The 17,839-nt window shown below is 71.5% G+C and carries 12 protein-coding genes; 9 read left to right on the top strand and 3 right to left on the bottom strand.

Annotated elements, in window-relative coordinates:
- Positions 1 to 41 precede the first annotated feature (41 nt).
- The gene (locus ABZ899_RS30490; protein WP_361352244.1) at positions 42 to 1,040 is read right to left on the bottom strand and encodes an aldo/keto reductase; all 999 of its coding nucleotides are present in this window, start codon (positions 1,038 to 1,040) and stop codon (positions 42 to 44) included.
- A 75-nt stretch (positions 1,041 to 1,115) separates the two neighbouring features.
- Between ABZ899_RS30490 and ABZ899_RS30495 the strand changes: the two genes are divergently transcribed.
- From ABZ899_RS30495 to serA, 6 genes are all read left to right on the top strand, one after another.
- Complete coding sequence (locus ABZ899_RS30495; protein WP_361352247.1) at positions 1,116 to 2,066, top strand: 2-hydroxyacid dehydrogenase; 951 nt, start codon at positions 1,116 to 1,118, stop codon at positions 2,064 to 2,066.
- A 453-nt stretch (positions 2,067 to 2,519) separates the two neighbouring features.
- Positions 2,520 to 5,570: an EAL domain-containing protein gene (locus ABZ899_RS30500; RefSeq protein ID WP_361352249.1), complete on the top strand. Its 3,051-nt coding sequence runs from the start codon at positions 2,520 to 2,522 to the stop codon at positions 5,568 to 5,570.
- Between the two features lie 243 nt (positions 5,571 to 5,813).
- A complete protein-coding gene (locus ABZ899_RS30505) occupies positions 5,814 to 7,658 on the top strand; it encodes an acetolactate synthase large subunit (RefSeq protein WP_361352252.1) in 1,845 nt (614 codons plus the stop codon).
- Positions 7,659 to 7,679: 21 nt separating this feature from the next.
- Complete coding sequence (gene ilvN, locus ABZ899_RS30510) at positions 7,680 to 8,204, top strand: acetolactate synthase small subunit (protein WP_055624315.1); 525 nt, start codon at positions 7,680 to 7,682, stop codon at positions 8,202 to 8,204.
- Between the two features lie 117 nt (positions 8,205 to 8,321).
- The gene (gene ilvC, locus ABZ899_RS30515; protein ID WP_361352255.1) at positions 8,322 to 9,320 is read left to right on the top strand and encodes a ketol-acid reductoisomerase; all 999 of its coding nucleotides are present in this window, start codon (positions 8,322 to 8,324) and stop codon (positions 9,318 to 9,320) included.
- A 231-nt stretch (positions 9,321 to 9,551) separates the two neighbouring features.
- A complete protein-coding gene (gene serA / locus ABZ899_RS30520) occupies positions 9,552 to 11,141 on the top strand; it encodes a phosphoglycerate dehydrogenase (RefSeq protein ID WP_361352257.1) in 1,590 nt (529 codons plus the stop codon).
- A gap of 58 nt (positions 11,142 to 11,199) precedes the next feature.
- Here the strand turns inward: serA and ABZ899_RS30525 are convergent, their stop codons facing one another.
- Positions 11,200 to 12,750, bottom strand: coding sequence for an MFS transporter (locus ABZ899_RS30525; protein ID WP_361352260.1), 1,551 nt, complete (start codon positions 12,748 to 12,750; stop codon positions 11,200 to 11,202).
- A gap of 84 nt (positions 12,751 to 12,834) precedes the next feature.
- Here ABZ899_RS30525 and ABZ899_RS30530 point away from each other — a divergent pair, with 84 nt between their 5' ends.
- Positions 12,835 to 13,416 (top strand): TetR/AcrR family transcriptional regulator, encoded by a 582-nt coding sequence (locus ABZ899_RS30530; protein WP_361352263.1) that lies wholly within the window; start codon positions 12,835 to 12,837, stop codon positions 13,414 to 13,416.
- A 262-nt stretch (positions 13,417 to 13,678) separates the two neighbouring features.
- Here the strand turns inward: ABZ899_RS30530 and ABZ899_RS30535 are convergent, their stop codons facing one another.
- Positions 13,679 to 14,902 (bottom strand): helix-turn-helix domain-containing protein, encoded by a 1,224-nt coding sequence (locus tag ABZ899_RS30535; RefSeq protein WP_361352266.1) that lies wholly within the window; start codon positions 14,900 to 14,902, stop codon positions 13,679 to 13,681.
- A 141-nt stretch (positions 14,903 to 15,043) separates the two neighbouring features.
- Between ABZ899_RS30535 and ABZ899_RS30540 the strand changes: the two genes are divergently transcribed.
- Both ABZ899_RS30540 and pruA read left to right on the top strand, forming a co-directional pair.
- Positions 15,044 to 15,970 carry a proline dehydrogenase family protein gene (locus ABZ899_RS30540; RefSeq protein ID WP_361352269.1) on the top strand — a complete coding sequence of 309 codons (927 nt, stop codon included), beginning with the start codon at positions 15,044 to 15,046 and terminating at the stop codon, positions 15,968 to 15,970.
- Between the two features lie 78 nt (positions 15,971 to 16,048).
- Complete coding sequence (pruA, locus tag ABZ899_RS30545; protein ID WP_361352272.1) at positions 16,049 to 17,680, top strand: L-glutamate gamma-semialdehyde dehydrogenase; 1,632 nt, start codon at positions 16,049 to 16,051, stop codon at positions 17,678 to 17,680.
- Positions 17,681 to 17,839 lie beyond the last annotated feature (159 nt).

A 17,839-nucleotide genomic window follows, 5' to 3' on the forward strand; every position in this document is an offset into this window, starting at 1 on the left:
CGCCGTCCCTCCCGGGATTCCCGCACCGGGCGGCCCCGCCGTCAGTCCCAGGATCCCCGCGCCCTGGGCAGCTCCGCCACCTCGGCCAGGTCCTCGTTCGTCAGCCGCAGCCCCTCGGCCCGCGCGTTCTGCGTCACCCAGCGCTCCCGCTTCGCCCCCGGCACCGGCACCACGTGCCGCCCCTGCGCCAGCACCCACGCGAGCGCCACCTGCGCCGGTGTGACCTCGTCGCCGTGCCGGGCCGCGATTCGGCGCAGCCCCACCACGATCGGCTGGTTCGCCGCCATCATCTCGGCGGTGAAGCGGGGGTGCCGGGCGCGCACGTCGTCATGCTCGAAGCCCTGGCCCGGAGTCAGGGTGCCGGTCAGGAAGCCGTTGCCCAGCGGCATCGCGGCCAGGAAGCCGACCCCGCGGGCCTCGCACCACGGCAGCAGCGTCTCCAGCGCCTCCGGCGACCACACCGACAGCTCGGCCTGCACCGCGCTCACCGGGAAGACCTGCTGCACCCGCTGGAGCTGGCGGATCGTGGCGTCGTGCAGGCGTCCGCCCGACCGCCGTCCGCTGCGGGCGCCGACCGCGCACAGCCCCAGCGCCCGTACCTTGCCGGCCTGCACCAGCTCGGCCATCGCGCCCCACGTCTCCTCGACGGGCACCTCGGGGTCGGAGCGGTGCAGTTGGTACAGGTCGATGACGTCCGTCTGCAGCCGGCGCAACGAGGCGTCGCACGCCCGTCTCACATAGCCGGGACGGCCGTTGGCCACGATGTGCTGCTCGCCCACCAGCAGGCCGACCTTGGTCGACACGAAGGCGTCCGGCCGCCGCTCCTTCAACGCCCGCCCCACCAGCAGCTCGTTGGTGAACGGGCCGTACATGTCGGCCGTGTCCAGCAGCGTCGTGCCCAGATCGAGTGCGCGGTGCACCGTTCTCAGCGACTCCTCGCCCCGCTGCCGCGACGAGCTGTAGGCCCAGCTCATCGGCATGCAGCCGAGGCCGACGGCTCCCACCGCGAGTGCGCCCGCGCCGATCGTCCTGCGCTCCACCTGGCCGTGACCCTCCCTCTTCCGGCACCCCAACCTAACCTCTGCACACCAGTTCGCCTGACATAGCCTCCAGGCATGACTGCTGACGTGTGGCTCCCCCTCCGGCCGGACGAGATCGACGGACTTCCCGCAGGTCCGGCGTACCGCTTCTGGGACGGCGGCGAGGACTACCCCGCCGATCCCGCGGACTGCGCGTTCTACGTCGTGCCCTATATGAAGGAACCCGCGGTCGGGCAGCGCCCCCTGCCCGAGATGGGCGCCGTGGAGGTCGTGCAGACGCTGTCCGCCGGCACCGACCACGTGGAGCCGGGCCTGAGGCACCTGCGGCCCGGCGTGCGCCTGTGCAACGCGCGCGGGGTGCACGAGGCGAGCACCTCCGAACTCACGCTCGCGCTGATCCTCGCGTCCCTGCGCGGCATCCCCGACTTCGTGCGGGCGCAGGACGAGGGGGAGTGGCGCGGCGGATTCCGGCCGGCGCTCGCGGACAAGAACGTCCTCATCGTGGGATACGGCTCGATCGGCGCCGCCATCGAGGACCGGCTCATCCCCTTCGAGGTAGCGCGGGTGGCGCGCGTCGCGCGCTCGGCGCGCACCACGGCGCGCGGACCCGTGCATCCACTCACCGACCTGTCCGCCCTGCTCCCCGACGCGGACGTCGTCATCCTGTCCACGCCCCTCACGGAGGCGACCCGGCACCTGGTCGACGACGGTTTCCTCGCCTGTATGAAGGACGGCGCGCTCCTGGTCAACGTCGCCCGCGGCGGCGTCGTGGACACGAAGGCCCTGCTCGCGGAGGTGGAGACCGGCCGCATCACCGCGGCCCTGGACGTCACCGACCCCGAGCCGCTCCCGCCGGCGCACCCCCTCTGGCGGGCCCCCGGCGTCCTGATCAGCCCGCACGTGGGCGGACCCACGTCCGCGTTCCTGCCGCGCGCGAAGCGGTTGCTGGTGGACCAGTTGACTCGTTGGGTGAACCGGGAGCCCCTGCGCAACGTGATCCTAACGACGGGCGCGAACCGCGCGTGACGCCCACCGGCCGACGGCGCGCGGGGTGACGCGCGCGCCGCCACGCAACAGGCCGGAAATCCGCTTCGAGTACCGTCCGCAACCCTCCGGAAGCGTTCCGTGCGCGCATATGCGCTGGTCGTCACGGAGAGTAGAAGTGCTATGTCCCTGAGTGACGAGACTGGTGTATCGTCCCGACAGGGGCTGCGCCGCGCACCGTTCGGCGCCGGGGACGGACAGACCAGATGTGTGAGGGGGGCGACGGGCGATGCACGGCCTATGGACGATCGATCCGACGCTGCGGGGCCGCCGTCGGCGACCCTGGCGGAGGGCCGCCCGCGGACGCGGTCACCAAGACGGTCACGGCTGCCGGCACGGCCATCACCCGCGCGGGCCCGGCTGCCGGAGGCGGCAGGCCCGCCCGGCCCACCGGGACCCGCGGGACCCGCGAGCGGCGCGCACCGGGAGGGACCGGTGAGCTCGCCACCGCCCTCCCCGACGCGCGTCGACGGAGTGCGGGGCCCGGGCCGGCGCGAACCACGGCTGACGCTGCCGAGCCCTCTGCTCGGCGGCTCGGCCCTCGCCCAGCAGAGCGGGCTGGCCCTGCTGTGCGCGGCCTACGCCGTCGGGTCCGCGCTCGGCTGGGGCTCGGACCGACTCGCCCTGATCATGGGCGACTTCGGACTGGCCGCGGCCGCCGCGGTGGCCGCCGTCTCCTGCTTCCGCTACGCCCGCAGCCGCCGCATCCGCTTCCGGCCCGCCTGGCTGCTGTTCTCGCTCTCCTCGGCGATGGCCGCCCTCGGCAACCTGGTCTGGGGCTGGTACGAGGTCGTCCTGGAGCAGCCCGTGCCGAGCCCCTCGTACGCCGACGGGTTCTTCCTGTGCTTCGCGCCGCCCGCCATCGTCGGCCTCCTGGTGCTCGCCAAGCGGCCCGTGACCAAGGCCGGCTGGGTCTGCCTGGGGCTGGACGCCTGGCTGATCGGCGGCTCGCTGCTGACGCTGGCCTGGAGCCTCGCCCTCGCCCAGGCCGCGAAGTCCGAGGGCTCGAGCGTCGCGCACACCGCGCTCTCGCTCGCCTACCCGCTGCTGGACATCGCCCTGGTCAGCATGGTGCTCGCCCTGCACTTCCGGCGCTCCTCGACCAACCGCACCGCGATCAACACCGCGATCGGCGCGCTGGCCCTGACCGTGATGTGCGACGCCCTGTTCACCTCGCCGCTGCTCCACCACACGTACCAGTCGGGGCAGTTGCTCGACGCCGGCTGGTTCGCGGGCTCCCTGCTCCTCGCGTACGCGCCCTGGGCGGCGCCCCGGCGCGGACCGGCCGACGCCGGGCGCAAGGACGGCTCCGGGCACTCCCGCGTGGTCCACGAGCACCTGCCCGGACAGCGCGGCAGCGGCCACCAGCACCCCGCCCCACCGCCGGCCCCGCAGACGGCCCCGCAGCCGGGCGACCAGCCCCGGTACCCGCTCACCCGGCCCATCGCCGGCTCCCTGGCCGCGCTCACGCCCTATCTCGCCGCCGCCGTCTGCACCCTGGGCATCCTGTACAACGTGCTCAACGGCCGCAGCGTCGACCGCGTGGTGCTGATCACCGGCGGCACCGTGGTGCTCGCCCTCGTGGTGCGCCAGGGCATCATGCTGCTCGACAACATCACCCTCACCCAGGAACTGGCCCAGAAGGAGAACCACTTCCGGTCCCTGGTGCAGGGCTCCAGCGACGTCATCATGATCGCCGCGCCCAACGGCGTCCTGCGGTACGTCTCCCCGGCCGCCGCCGGGGTCTACGGCCGCTCCGCCGAGGAGCTGGTCGGTTCTGAGCTGGCCGGCCTCATCCACCCGGAGGACCTGGGCTGCGTGGTGCACGAGGTGCGCCGCTTCCTCTCCGTCAGCCCGCTGGAGGAACCCACCACGCGCATCGAGTGCCGGTTCCGCTCCGGCGACGGCGGCTGGCTCAACGTCGAGTCGACGGTCAACCGGCACCACGGCGGCCTGATCTTCAACAGCCGGGACGTCACCGAGCGGGTCCGCCTGCAGGCCCAGCTCCAGCACAACGCGGAGCACGACCCGCTCACCGACCTGCCCAACCGCGCCCTGTTCACCAGGCGCGTGCAGCAGGCCCTGTCCGGCCGCCGCGCCACCGACCGGGGCGCCGCCCTGCGCAACACGGCCGTGCTCTTCATCGACCTCGACGGCTTCAAGGGCGTCAACGACACGATCGGACACCAGGCCGGGGACGAACTGCTCGTCCAGGCCGCCCGCAGACTCCAGGACGCGGTCCGCGGCGGCGACATCGCCTCGCGGCTGGGCGGCGACGAGTTCGCGGCCCTGATCACCGGGGACGGCACCCGCGACCGCGCCGCCCGGGAACGGCACATCCTGGAGCTCGCCGACCGCCTCAGGGTGACGCTGTCCCAGCCCTACCTCATCGACGGCAACGATGTCCGCGTCAACGCCTCCATCGGCGTCGCCTTCGCCGAGCCGGGCCTCGGCGCGGGGGAGTTGCTGCGCAACGCCGACCTGGCCATGTACCGGGCGAAGGCGGGCGGCAAGGGGCGCGTCGAGCTGTACAAGCCGCAGATGCAGCAGGACGTCGTGCGCAAGGCGGAGCTGGCCACGCGTCTGCGGGCCGCGCTGCACGACGGCGAGTTCGCGCTGCTCCACCAGCCGGTGGTGTGCCTGGAGACCGGCCGGATCGCGTCGGTCGCCACCCAGGCGCGCTGGAGGTCCTCGCAGGGGGTGCTGTTCACGCCCGCGGAGTTCCTGCGGGTGGCCGAGGACAGCGACAAGACCGCCGAGCTGGGCCGCTGGATGCTGGAGGAGGCCGTCGAGCAGGCCGCCGAGCGCACCGCGACCGGCCACGCCGTACCCGTCGCCGTACGGGTGGGCGCGCGCCGGCTGCTCGACCGGTCGATGCCCCTCGGCTCCGTGGAGACGCTGCTGACCCGGTACGGGCTGCCGTCCGGGTCGCTGGTCGTCGAGCTGGCCGATCTCGACCCGCGGATCCCGCTGGACGAGCTGGAGCGCCGGCTCAGCGGTCTGCGGCGGCTCGGCGTCCGGATCGCCCTGGACGGTTTCGGCAGCGGCTACGCGGCCATCACCGCCCTGCGCCGGCTCCCCGTCGACGTGCTCAAGCTCGACCGGGGCCTGGTCGAGGGCATCGTCGAGTCCGCCCGGCTGCACAAGATCACCGGCGGGCTGCTGCGGATCGCGTGCGACCTCGGGCTCCAGTCCGTGGCCGACGGGGTGGACCTCCCCGAACAGGTCGTCGCCCTGCGCTCCATGGGATGCACCCATGGGCAGGGCATGGCCTTCTCCGGTCCGCTGGACGAGTACCGGCTGCGCCGGGCGCTCACGGCCGGCCACTACCCGGTGCCGAACGGTCCCGTCGAACCCGCGTTCGTGGGCGGCGCGCTGGAGCCCGCCGAACGGGGGACGGGCAGATACGCCGGAGGGGTGCCCGTCGTCCTCGGGGGCGGGCCGGGCCTCCGCTCACATAATGAGACTCCCGTCCCACCCACTTGACACCGGGTGCGCGCCGGGGGGAGGGTCAGTGCCATGCGCACCCGAATTCTCGTACTTGGAAAGCGCGTCGGCTGAAGCTGGTGACGTCCGGACCGACCCGGAATCCCAGCGACCCACACCCGGCGCGCTCCCCTCGCTTGCCTTATGGCACGAGGGGTTTTTTGTTGCACCAATACCAGTGATGCAACGCCGAAACTCCGCCCAAACATCGCCAAAACCCTCAGCATCGAGAAGAGAATGCCGATGACCGAGCAGGCCTCCGGGGCTCACCCACAGCCCCGGCCCCGATCCGGAGGACAGCAGTCCATGCCCGAGCACGTCACGGGTGCGCAGTCCCTCATCCGCTCGCTCGAGGAGGTCGGCGCCGACACCGTGTTCGGCATCCCCGGGGGCACCATCCTGCCGGCGTACGACCCCCTGATGGACTCCACCCGCGTCCGGCACGTGCTGGTCCGCCACGAGCAGGGCGCCGGCCACGCGGCCACGGGGTACGCGCAGGCCACCGGCAAGGTCGGGGTGTGCATGGCGACGTCCGGTCCGGGCGCCACCAACCTGGTCACCCCGATCGCCGACGCGCACATGGACTCCGTGCCGCTCGTCGCGATCACCGGGCAGGTCGTGTCCAAGGCGATCGGTACGGACGCCTTCCAGGAGGCGGACATCGTCGGCATCACCATGCCGATCACCAAGCACAGCTTCCTCGTCACCAAGGCGGAGGACATCCCCCGGACGATCGCGCAGGCCTTCCACATCGCCTCCACGGGCCGCCCGGGACCGGTCCTGGTCGACATCCCCAAGGACATCCTCCAGGCGAAGACCACCTTCACCTGGCCGCCCGTCATGGACCTGCCCGGCTACCGGCCCGTCACCAAGCCGCACGCCAAGCAGATCCGGGAGGCCGCCAAGCTCATCACCTCCGCGAAGCGCCCCGTCCTCTACGTCGGCGGCGGCGTCCTGAAGGCCGGCGCCACCGCCGAGCTGAAGGTCCTCGCGGAACTCACCGGAGCGCCCGTCACCACCACCCTGATGGCGCTCGGCGCATTCCCCGACAGCCACCCGCTGCACGTGGGAATGCCGGGCATGCACGGTTCGGTCACCGCCGTCACCGCGCTGCAGAAGGCCGACCTGATCGTCGCCCTCGGAGCCCGCTTCGACGACCGCGTCACCGGCAAGCTGGACAGCTTCGCCCCGTACGCCAAGATCGTCCACGCCGACATCGACCCCGCCGAGATCGGCAAGAACCGCGCCGCCGACGTGCCGATCGTCGGTGACGCGCGCGAGGTCATCGCCGACCTCGTCCAGGCCGTCCAGAAGGAGCACGCCGACGGCCACCAGGGCGACTACACCGCCTGGTGGAACGACCTCAGCCGCTGGCGCGACACCTACCCGCTCGGCTACGACCTGCCCCAGGACGGCTCGCTCTCCCCGCAGCAGGTCATCGAGCGCATCGGGCGGCTCGCTCCCGAGGGCACCGTCTTCGCCGCGGGCGTCGGCCAGCACCAGATGTGGGCCGCGCACTTCGTCCAGTACGAGAAGCCCGCCACCTGGCTGAACTCCGGCGGCGCCGGAACCATGGGCTACGCGGTGCCGGCCGCCATGGGCGCCAAGGCCGGCGTCCCGGACCGGACCGTCTGGGCCATCGACGGCGACGGCTGCTTCCAGATGACCAACCAGGAGCTCACCACCTGCGCCCTGAACAACATCCCGATCAAGGTCGCCATCATCAACAACGGCGCCCTCGGGATGGTCCGCCAGTGGCAGACCCTGTTCTACAACCAGCGTTACTCCAACACCGTGCTGCACTCCGGCCCGGACGACGTCAACCCGCAGGCCAAGGGCACGCGCGTGCCGGACTTCGTCAAGCTCGCCGAGGCCATGGGCTGTGTCGGCCTGCGCTGCGAGTCGCCGGACGAGCTCGACAAGGTGATCGAGGAGGCGAACTCCATCAACGACCGCCCCGTCGTCGTCGACTTCATCGTCCACGAGGACGCCATGGTGTGGCCGATGGTCGCCGCCGGCACCTCCAACGACGAGATCATGGCCGCCCGGGACGTCCGCCCCGACTTCGGCGACAACGAAGACGACTGAGCGAGAGAGACGTAAAAGATCATGTCCAAGCACACGCTCTCCGTCCTGGTGGAGAACACGCCGGGCATCCTGGCCCGGATCGCCGCCCTGTTCTCCCGGCGCGGCTTCAACATCGACTCGCTCGCGGTCGGTGTCACCGAGCACCCCGACATCTCCCGCATCACCATCGTGGTCAGCGTCGAGGACTTCCCGCTCGAGCAGGTCACGAAGCAGCTCAACAAGCTCGTCAACGTGCTGAAGATCGTCGAGCTGGAGCCCGGTTCGGCCGTCCAGCGTGAACTCGTTCTGGTGAAGGTCCGCGCCGACAACGAGACCCGCTCCCAGATCGTCGAGATCGTCCAGCTGTTCCGTGCCAAGACCGTCGACGTCTCCCCGGAGGCCGTCACGATCGAGGCAACCGGCTCCAGCGACAAGCTGGAGGCCATGCTCAAGATGCTGGAGCCCTTCGGCATCAAGGAGCTCGTCCAGTCCGGCACGATCGCCATCGGCCGCGGCGCCCGCTCGATCACGGACCGGTCGCTGCGCGCCCTGGACCGGTCGGCGTAGGACGCCGTCCGGGCGGCCGGGAAATCCGGCCGCCCGCATTCCGAGACCCCGAGACCTCCCTCACCCCCACCGTCATACGGTGGGACGCAACACCTGCACTCAAGGAGAGAACCCAAAGTGGCCGAGCTGTTCTACGACGCCGACGCCGACCTGTCCATCATCCAGGGCCGCAAGGTCGCGGTCATCGGGTACGGCAGCCAGGGCCACGCCCACGCGCTGTCGCTCCGTGACTCGGGTGTCGACGTCCGCGTCGGTCTGCACGAGGGCTCCAAGTCCAAGGCGAAGGCCGAGGAGCAGGGCCTGCGCGTGGTGACCCCCTCCGAGGCCGCCGCCGAGGCCGACGTCATCATGATCCTGGTCCCGGACCCGATCCAGGGCCAGGTGTACGAGGAGCACATCGCCCCGAACCTGAACGACGGCGACGCCCTGTTCTTCGGCCACGGCTTCAACATCCGCTTCGACTTCATCAAGCCCCCGGCCGGCGTGGACGTCTGCATGGTCGCCCCCAAGGGCCCGGGCCACCTGGTGCGCCGTCAGTACGAGGAGGGCCGCGGCGTCCCGTGCATCGCGGCCGTCGAGCAGGACGCCTCCGGCGACGCCTTCGCGCTCGCGCTGTCGTACGCCAAGGGCATCGGCGGCACCCGCGCCGGCGTCATCAAGACGACCTTCACCGAGGAGACCGAGACCGACCTGTTCGGTGAGCAGGCCGTCCTCTGCGGTGGTACGGCCGCGCTGGTCAAGGCCGGCTTCGAGACGCTGACCGAGGCCGGCTACCAGCCGGAGATCGCGTACTTCGAGTGCCTGCACGAGCTGAAGCTGATCGTGGACCTCATGTACGAGGGCGGCCTGGAGAAGATGCGCTGGTCGATCTCCGAGACCGCCGAGTGGGGCGACTACGTCACCGGCCCGCGGATCATCACCGACGCCACCAAGGCGGAGATGAAGAAGGTCCTCGGCGAGATCCAGGACGGCACCTTCGCGCGGCAGTGGATGGACGAGTACCACGGCGGCCTGAAGAAGTACAACGAGTACAAGCAGCAGGACTCCGAGCACCTGCTGGAGACCACCGGCAAGGAGCTGCGCAAGCTCATGAGCTGGGTGAACGAGGAGGCCTGAGCCTCACGGCGACAGGGCCGGGGCAGCCGCTCCGGCCCTGTTGTCCACCTCGTCCAACCACGGATGAGTGATCCTTCCGCGGAGGCGTGAGAGTGCCTCCGCCACAGCACTACACTGCCGTACTACATACGCGTCAGGCCCACAGCGTCGTGCGTCTTCCACGCGGCTAGCAACCCTCCACCGCCTGCGGCCGTCGGGACGGCCGTCCGCAATGGACTTGTGAGGACTCACGTGAGCTCGAAACCCGTCGTACTCATCGCTGAAGAGCTTTCGCCCGCGACCGTGGACGCGCTTGGCCCGGACTTCGAGATCCGGCACTGCAACGGCGCGGACCGGGCCGAGCTGCTGCCCGCCATCGCCGACGTGGACGCGATCCTGATCCGCTCCGCGACCAAGGTGGACGCCGAGGCGATCGCCGCCGCGAACAAGCTGAAGGTCGTCGCACGAGCCGGCGTCGGCCTGGACAACGTCGACGTCTCCGCCGCCACCAAGGCCGGCGTGATGGTCGTCAACGCCCCGACCTCCAACATCGTGACCGCCGCCGAGCTGGCCTGCGGTCTGCTGCTCGCCACCGCCCGCAACATCCCGCAGGCCAACGCCGCGCTGAAGAACGGCGAGTGGAAGCGCAGCAAGTACACCGGCGTGGAGCTGGCCGAGAAGACGCTCGGCGTGGTCGGCCTCGGCCGTATCGGCGCGCTCGTCGCCCAGCGCATGTCCGCCTTCGGCATGAAGGTCGTCGCCTACGACCCCTACATCCAGCCGGCCCGCGCCGCGCAGATGGGCGTCAAGGTGCTGTCGCTGGACGAGCTGCTGGAGGTCTCCGACTTCATCACCGTCCACCTGCCGAAGACCCCCGAGACGGTCGGCCTGATCGGCGACGAGGCGCTGCGCAAGGTCAAGCCGAGCGTGCGCATCGTCAACGCCGCGCGCGGCGGCATCGTCGACGAGGAGGCCCTGTACTCCGCCCTCAAGGAGGGCCGCGTCGCGGGCGCCGGTCTCGACGTGTACACGAAGGAGCCCTGCAGGGACTCCCCGCTGTTCGAGTTCGACCAGGTCGTCAGCACCCCGCACCTGGGCGCCTCCACCGACGAGGCCCAGGAGAAGGCCGGCATCGCCGTCGCCCGCTCGGTGCGCCTCGCGCTCGCCGGTGAGCTGGTCCCGGACGCGGTGAACGTGCAGGGCGGCGTCATCGCCGAGGACGTCAAGCCGGGCCTGCCCCTCGCCGAGCGCCTCGGCCGCATCTTCACGGCCCTCGCCGGTGAGGTCGCGGTCCGTCTCGACGTCGAGGTGTACGGCGAGATCACCCAGCACGACGTGAAGGTCCTGGAGCTGTCCGCCCTCAAGGGCGTCTTCGAGGACGTCGTCGACGAGACCGTGTCGTACGTCAACGCCCCGCTGTTCGCGCAGGAGCGTGGCGTCGAGGTGCGGTTGACGACCAGCTCCGAGTCGAGCGACCACCGCAACGTCGTCACCGTGCGCGGCACGCTCGCAGGCGGCGAGGAGGTGTCGGTCTCCGGCACGCTGGCCGGCCCGAAGCACCTCCAGAAGATCGTCGCCGTCGGCGAGTACGACGTGGACCTCGCGCTGGCCGACCACATGGCGGTCCTGCGGTACGAGGACCGGCCCGGTGTCGTCGGCACCGTCGGCCGCATCCTCGGCGAGGCCGGGCTCAACATCGCCGGCATGCAGGTGTCGCGGGCCGTGGCCGGCGGCGAGGCGCTGGCCGTCCTCACCGTCGACGACACGGTGCCCGCGGGAGTGCTGGCCGAGGTCGCGGCCGAGATCGGCGCGACGTCCGCGCGTGCGGTGAACCTGACCTGAGCCGAGGGGCCGGGCCGGTTGTCCCGGCCCGCCCCGGCGCCCTTGAAGGGCTCCGTCCTCATACGCCGGACGGGCTGAGCGTGCTCGGCTCGTCCGGCGTTTCGCATGTCCGCTCCCCGGGCTCGGCCCGCCGCAGGGTGAGCGCCGCCAGCACCGCCGCCCCGGCCAGCACCACGGCCCCGGCGATCGCCGCGCCCTGCATCCCGCTCGTGAACGCCTCCCGCGCGGCCGCCGCCAGCCCCGGCACCCGCTCCGCGACGGCCAGCGCGCCACCCAGCGTCTCCCGGGCCGCGTCCGGCGCCGACGCGGGGACCTCGTGGCGGTAGACCGCGGCGCCGATGGAGCCGAGCACCGCCATGCCCATCGCCCCGCCGAACTCGCTCGACGTCTCCATCAGCGAGGACGCGGTGCCCGCCCGCTCCACCGGCACGGTGCCCAGCGCCAGGTCCATGATCTGGGACATCACGACGACACTGCCGACCGCGAGGATCGCGCAGGCCGTCAGCACCACGGCCATCGAGTCGGCGTCGGCCAGGGACAGCACCCCGAAGCCCGCCGAGGCCACCGCGAAGCCCACCGTGACGACGTGGGCCCGGGGCACGCCCCGGCTCACCAGTGCGGCGGCCGCGGGGGCCGCCGCGCCGATCGGCACGGACGGCAGGAGCGCCCACAGGGCCGCCTCCAGGGCGCTCTTGCCGAGCACGGACTGCAGGTACTGCGTGGTGAAGTAGGCCGACCCCATCACCCCGAACGCCGAGAGCAGGTTCAGCGCGACCGAGGGCGCGAAGCCCCGTCCCCGGAACAGCGCGGGGGAGATCATCGGCGCGGCGGCCGTGCGCTGGCGGTGCACGAACAGGGCGGCGAAGAGCAGGCCGACGGTGATCGAGACGACGTAGCGAACGTTCCAGCCCTCGGAGGGGATCTCCTTCAGCCCGTAGATCACGGGCAGCACCGCGGCCATCGACAGCGGGACGCTCAGCAGGTCGAAGCGGCCGGGGCGGGCCGTCCGCGACTCGGGGAGCAGCAGCGGGCCGAGGACCAGCAGCAGGGCCATCGCGGGCAGGTTGACCAGGAAGACCGAGCCCCACCAGAAGAACTCCACCAGCACCCCGCTCATCACGGAGCCGAGGGCGATGCCCGCGGTCATCACGCCCGACCACAGGCCGATCGCCTTCGCGCGCTGGCCGGGGTCGGTGAACATCGCGCGCAGCATGGCCACGGTGGACGGCATGAGGGTCGCGCCGCCGACGCCGAGGACCGCCCGGGCCGCGATCAGCGTCTCGGCGCTGCCCGCGTAGGCCGCCGTCAGCGAGGCCGCGCCGAAGGCGACGGCGCCGATGAGCAGCAGCCGGCGATGGCCGACGCGGTCGCCGAGCGAGCCCATCGTCATCAGCAGTCCGGCGAGGACGAAGGCGTAGATGTCGAAGATCCACAGCTGCTGGGTGCCGCTGGGCCGCAGGTCCGCGCTGATCGCGGGGACGGCGAAGTAGAGGACGGAGACGTCCATGGAGACCAGCAGCAGCGGCAGCATCAGGACGCCCAGGGCGGTCCATTCACGGCGCCCGGCACGGGCGGGCGCAGGGGTGGTGCTCGTCGGTTCGGAAGTCATGACCGCGAATGTACGCGTGTATTAAACGACTGTCTAGAACGCTTGTATAGGACGGCTGTATGGACAGGCGGTAGGCTGGGCCGCATGGGACACCGTGAGGATCTGCTCGAAGGCGCCAAGCGCTGCCTGCTGGCGAAGGGCTTCGCGCGCACGACGGCGCGCGACATCGTCAAGGAGTCGGGGACCAACCTGGCCTCGATCGGATACCACTACGGCTCGAAGGACGCACTGCTCGCCCAGGCGTACGTCGGCCTGGTCGAGGGGATGTCCGAGGCCTTCGACGGGGTGGACGGCATCCGGGGCGAACCGGGGTCCCTGGAGCGCTTCGAGGAGGTGTGGTCCAACATCATCGGCACCATGCGGGGTCCCGGCTCGCTCTGGCGGCTCAGCGTGGAGATCGTGGCCATGGGCGACCAACTGCCCGAGGTCAGAGCCCATCTGGCGAAGGCTCAGCGGGAGGCCGCACGCGGCATCGTCGCGCTCTTCATGGGCGGCTCCGAGGACGACGTCACCCAGGACACCGCGGACACCCTCGGCGAGTTCTACACGACCTTGCTGATGGGCCTGATGATGCAGTGGACCTTCGACCCGGACGGCGCCCCGGAGGCCGGGCACCTCACGGAGGGGCTGCGGCGGGTGATGGAAGCCGCCCGTCCGGGCAAGTGACCCGCGCTACGGTCGCGTTGACCGAGTTCGTACGCCCAACGGTGGCGGGGACCGAACGCCTGCGAGCGGCGCCTCGCGGAGCAGGAACGCGCGTACGGGCCCGGCCGTGCGAACCCGCTCACGACCCGCTGGTTCCCCGGCGTGCCGCGGGCGAAGGAGAGGGCCGCGGCCGACGCCTTCGCCGGGCCGCTGGTTTCGACGACGTGGACCCGGCCGTCCCGCGGGGCGACGTCGACCACCGGCGAGCCGGGGCGGACGCCCCCTAGAGGGTGTCGAGCCGGCGGCCCTTCAGGGCCATGTGCAGCAGCAGGCGGTCCTCGCCGTCGTCCAGGTCCAGACCCGTGAGCTGTTCGACGCGGGAGAGGCGGTAGTACAGGGTCTGACGGTGGATGCCGAGTTCGGCGGCCGCGCGGCCCGCCTGGCCCGCGCGGTCCAGATAGACCTCGGCGGTGTGGGCCAGCTCGCGCTGGGCGGGGGACAGGAGCGGGGCGACCGCCGCGTCACGCGAAGCCTCCGGGGGCAGCGCGGTCAGCAGGCGGTACGGGCCGATGCGCGACCACTCGGCCACCGGGCCCAGCCGCGGCTCCGCCAGCGCCGCACGGGCCGCCGCCGACGCCTCCCGCCAGGACGCGGCCAGCTCCGCGAGCCCGGTGCGCGGTTCCCCCAGCCCGGCCGCCGGGCGGGCCGGACCCGTGTCGTCCTTCAGCAGACGGGCCGCCGCCGCGTGCGCCGCCGTCCGCACGTCCGCCGAGCGCAGCCGGACGAGGACGGCGAGGCTCTGCCCGGCCGCGCCCCAGGGGACGGTGCACAGCGCCGTCGCGTGCGGGACCGTCCGCACCGACGGGGCGTCGTCCGGGTCGGCCGAGGGCCAGGGGGCCACGCAGACCACCGTGTGGACGCCGTCCGCGCGAGAGCCGAGCGCCGTGCGCAGCTCGGCGACGGCCATGTCGCCCTGCCAGCCGCGCTCCGCGGTCAGCACCGCGCGCAGCTCACGGCTGAGGTCGGCCCCGTGCTGCGCCTCGTCGGCGAGCAGCGCGCCGATCCGCGCGGTCACCGCCATGGCGCCGTCCAGTTGCCGGTCGGTGGGGCCGGGGTCGCCGTCCAGCAGCCACACATAGCCGAGCACGACACCCCGATGGCGTACCGGGAGGCAGATCCGTGCCCGGTACACCCCGGCCTCCGGGGTGCGCGGGATGCGCACCGGGCCACTCGCCCGGGTGATGCCGAACCCCTCGAACCAGGCGCGGACGGCCGCCGTGGAGCGCCGGGTCAGGATCGAGCGGGTGCGCACGGGGTCCAGGGCCGACGGATCGAGCTCGCCCTCGCTGTCGTACGCCCCGAAGGCGATCAGCTCGAAGTCGCGGTTCTCCAGCGTCGCGGGGGCGCCCAGGAGCTCCGAGATCTCGTCCACGAGCTCCTGGTAGTCGGCCTTGTCTGCGGGCGTCACGCTGGCATTCTCCCTCATTCCTCCAGCGCCTTCATACATCTGTCTGAGATCTCCGGCGCGGATGCGTGACAGCTGTCGATGGCCGACGATCGGAGGGATCCCTAGGTTTCACGGTGGTTCTCCGTGCCGTACCCGAATGGTCGGGATTCGGCCGCCTTTCGTTGTCTGTGGAGGTGCCCCGTGCTGGGTCCCGTGATTCTCGCCGCGTCGCGCAGCGACCGGATGCGACGCCTGATCTCGGCGGCCCCGGTGACGAAGCAGGTCGTCGACCGGTTCATCCCCGGCGAGACCGTCGACGAGATCGTGCCGATCGTCCAGGAGCTCACCGGCAAGGGCCTGGAGCTGACCATGGACGTCGTCGGCGAGGACATCACCCGCCCCGAGCAGGCCGCCGCCGCCCGGGACGCCTATCTGCGCCTCATCGACCAGCTCAAGGGCCTGGAGCTCGGCGAGCGCGTCGAGATGTCCGTGAAGCTGTCCATGTTCGGGCAGTCCCTGGAAGGCGGCCACGAGCTCGCCCTCGCCAACGTCCGCCCCGTCGTCGAGGCCGCCGCCGCCATCGGCACGACGGTCACGCTGGACGCGGAGGACCACACCACCCTCGACTCGATGTTCGCCATCCACGAGGAGCTGCGGAAGGACTTCCCGCAGACCGGCTGCGTCATCCAGGCCTACCTGTTCCGCACCGAGGCCGACGCCCGCCGCCTCGCCGCGAACGGCAGCCGGGTGCGCCTGGTCAAGGGCGCCTACAAGGAGCCCGTCGAGGTCGCCCTCCAGCGCAAGCAGGACATCGACAAGGCGTACGTCAGGATCCTCAGGATCCTGATGGAGGGCTCCGGGTACCCGATGATCGGCTCCCACGACCCCCGGCTGATCTCCATCGGCCAGGAGCTCGCCCGGCGCGCCGGGCGCAAACTGGACGAGTACGAGTTCCAGATGCTGTACGGCATCCGCAGCGACGAGCACCTGCGCCTGGCCGCCGAGGGCCACCGCATGCGCGTCTACACGGCCTACGGCACCGACTGGTACGGCTATTTCATGCGTCGGCTTGCGGAGAAGCCCGCCAACCTGCGGTTCTTCGTCCGTTCCATGGTCAGCAAGGGCTGAGCCCCCGCACAGCGGCCCGACCCCCGGCCCCTGCACAACGGCTCGACACACACCGCTCAGTAAGGAGTTACGGAACCCATGGACGCTGTGACCCAGGTCCCCACCCCCGTCAACGAGCCGGTGCACGGCTACGCCCCCGGCTCGGCCGAGCGCGCCCGGCTGGAGGCCAAGCTCAAGGAGCTGGCCGAGAACCCCATCGACCTGCCGATGACCATCGGCGGTGAGAAGCGGATGGGCGGCGGCGAGCGGATCGACGTCGTGCAGCCGCACAACCACAAGGCCCGCCTCGGCACCTTCGGCACCGCCACGCAGCAGGACGCCCAGGACGCCATCGACGCGGCCCTCGCCGCAGCGCCGGCCTGGCGCGCGATGTCCTTCGACGACCGCGCCGCGATCATCCTGCGCGCCGCCGAGCTGCTGGCCGGCCCGTGGCGCGAGACGCTGGCCGCCTCCACCATGCTCGGCCAGTCCAAGACCGCCCAGCAGGCCGAGATCGACACCCCCTGCGAGCTCGTCGACTTCTGGCGCTTCAACGTCAAGTACGCCCGTGACCTGCTCGCCGAGCAGCCCCCGGCGAACTCCCCGGGCGTGTGGAACCGTCTCGACCACCGCCCGCTGGAGGGCTTCGTCTACGCGATCACGCCGTTCAACTTCACGGCGATCGCGGGCAACCTGCCCACCGCGCCCGCGCTCATGGGCAACGTCGTCGTCTGGAAGCCGTCCCCGACGCAGACCCACGCCGCCGTGCTGCTGATGCAGCTCCTGGAGGAGGCCGGTCTGCCCAAGGGCGTCATCAACCTCGTCACCGGCGACGGCATCGAGGTCTCCAAGGTGGCGCTGGAGCACCGCGACCTCGCGGGCATCCACTTCACCGGCTCGACCAAGACCTTCCAGTACCTGTGGAAGACGGTCGGCAACAACATCGAGAAGTACCGCTCGTACCCGCGCATCGTCGGCGAGACCGGCGGCAAGGACTTCGTCGTCGCCCACCCGAGCGCCGACCGCGCGGTCCTGAAGACCGCCCTGACCCGCGGTGCCTTCGAGTACCAGGGCCAGAAGTGCTCGGCGACCTCCCGGGCGTACATCCCGGCGTCGATCTGGAACTCCGGCTTCAAGGAGGAGTTCGCGGCCGAGGTCGACTACCTCACCATGGGTGACGTCACCGACCTGTCGAACTTCGTCGGCGCCGTCATCGACGAGCGCGCCTTCGCCAAGAACAAGGCCGCCATCGACCGCGCCCAGGCCGACCCGTCCTGCACGATCGTCGCGGGCGGTTCCTACGACGACTCGGTCGGGTACTTCGTGCGCCCGACCGTCATCGAGTGCGACGACCCGGAGAACGAGGTCTTCACGACCGAGTACTTCGGCCCGATCCTCGCCGTGCACGTCTACGAGGACGACAAGTACGAGGAGATGCTGGACCAGATGGAGTCGGTGTCCGCGTACGCGCTGACCGGCTCGGTCATCTCGACCGACCGTGCGGCGACCGCGCACACCATGGAGAAGCTGCGCTACGCGGCGGGCAACTTCTACATCAACGACAAGTCGACCGGCGCCGTCGTCGGCCAGCAGCCCTTCGGCGGCGGCCGTGCCTCCGGCACCAACGACAAGGCCGGTGCCCCGCAGAACCTGATGCGCTGGACGCTGACCCGCGCCATCAAGGAGACGCTGGTCCCGCCGACCGACTACGCGTACCCGCACATGGGCTGACACCCCGCCGTGTGTGACAGGGGCCGGGCGCGTGCGCCCGGCCCCTCGCGTCTCACCGGCCCCGCTAGGGCCTTTCGTTTGGATCATCCCGGCGTCGCGGGGTCTGGCACGCGCATCTGCGGCGTTGTCGTCACTCGCCGACGCTCCGCGTCGACTCCC

It is taken from the genome of Streptomyces sp. NPDC046859 (assembly GCF_040645135.1).
In the GTDB taxonomy this organism is placed as follows: Bacteria; Actinomycetota; Actinomycetes; order Streptomycetales; family Streptomycetaceae; genus Streptomyces.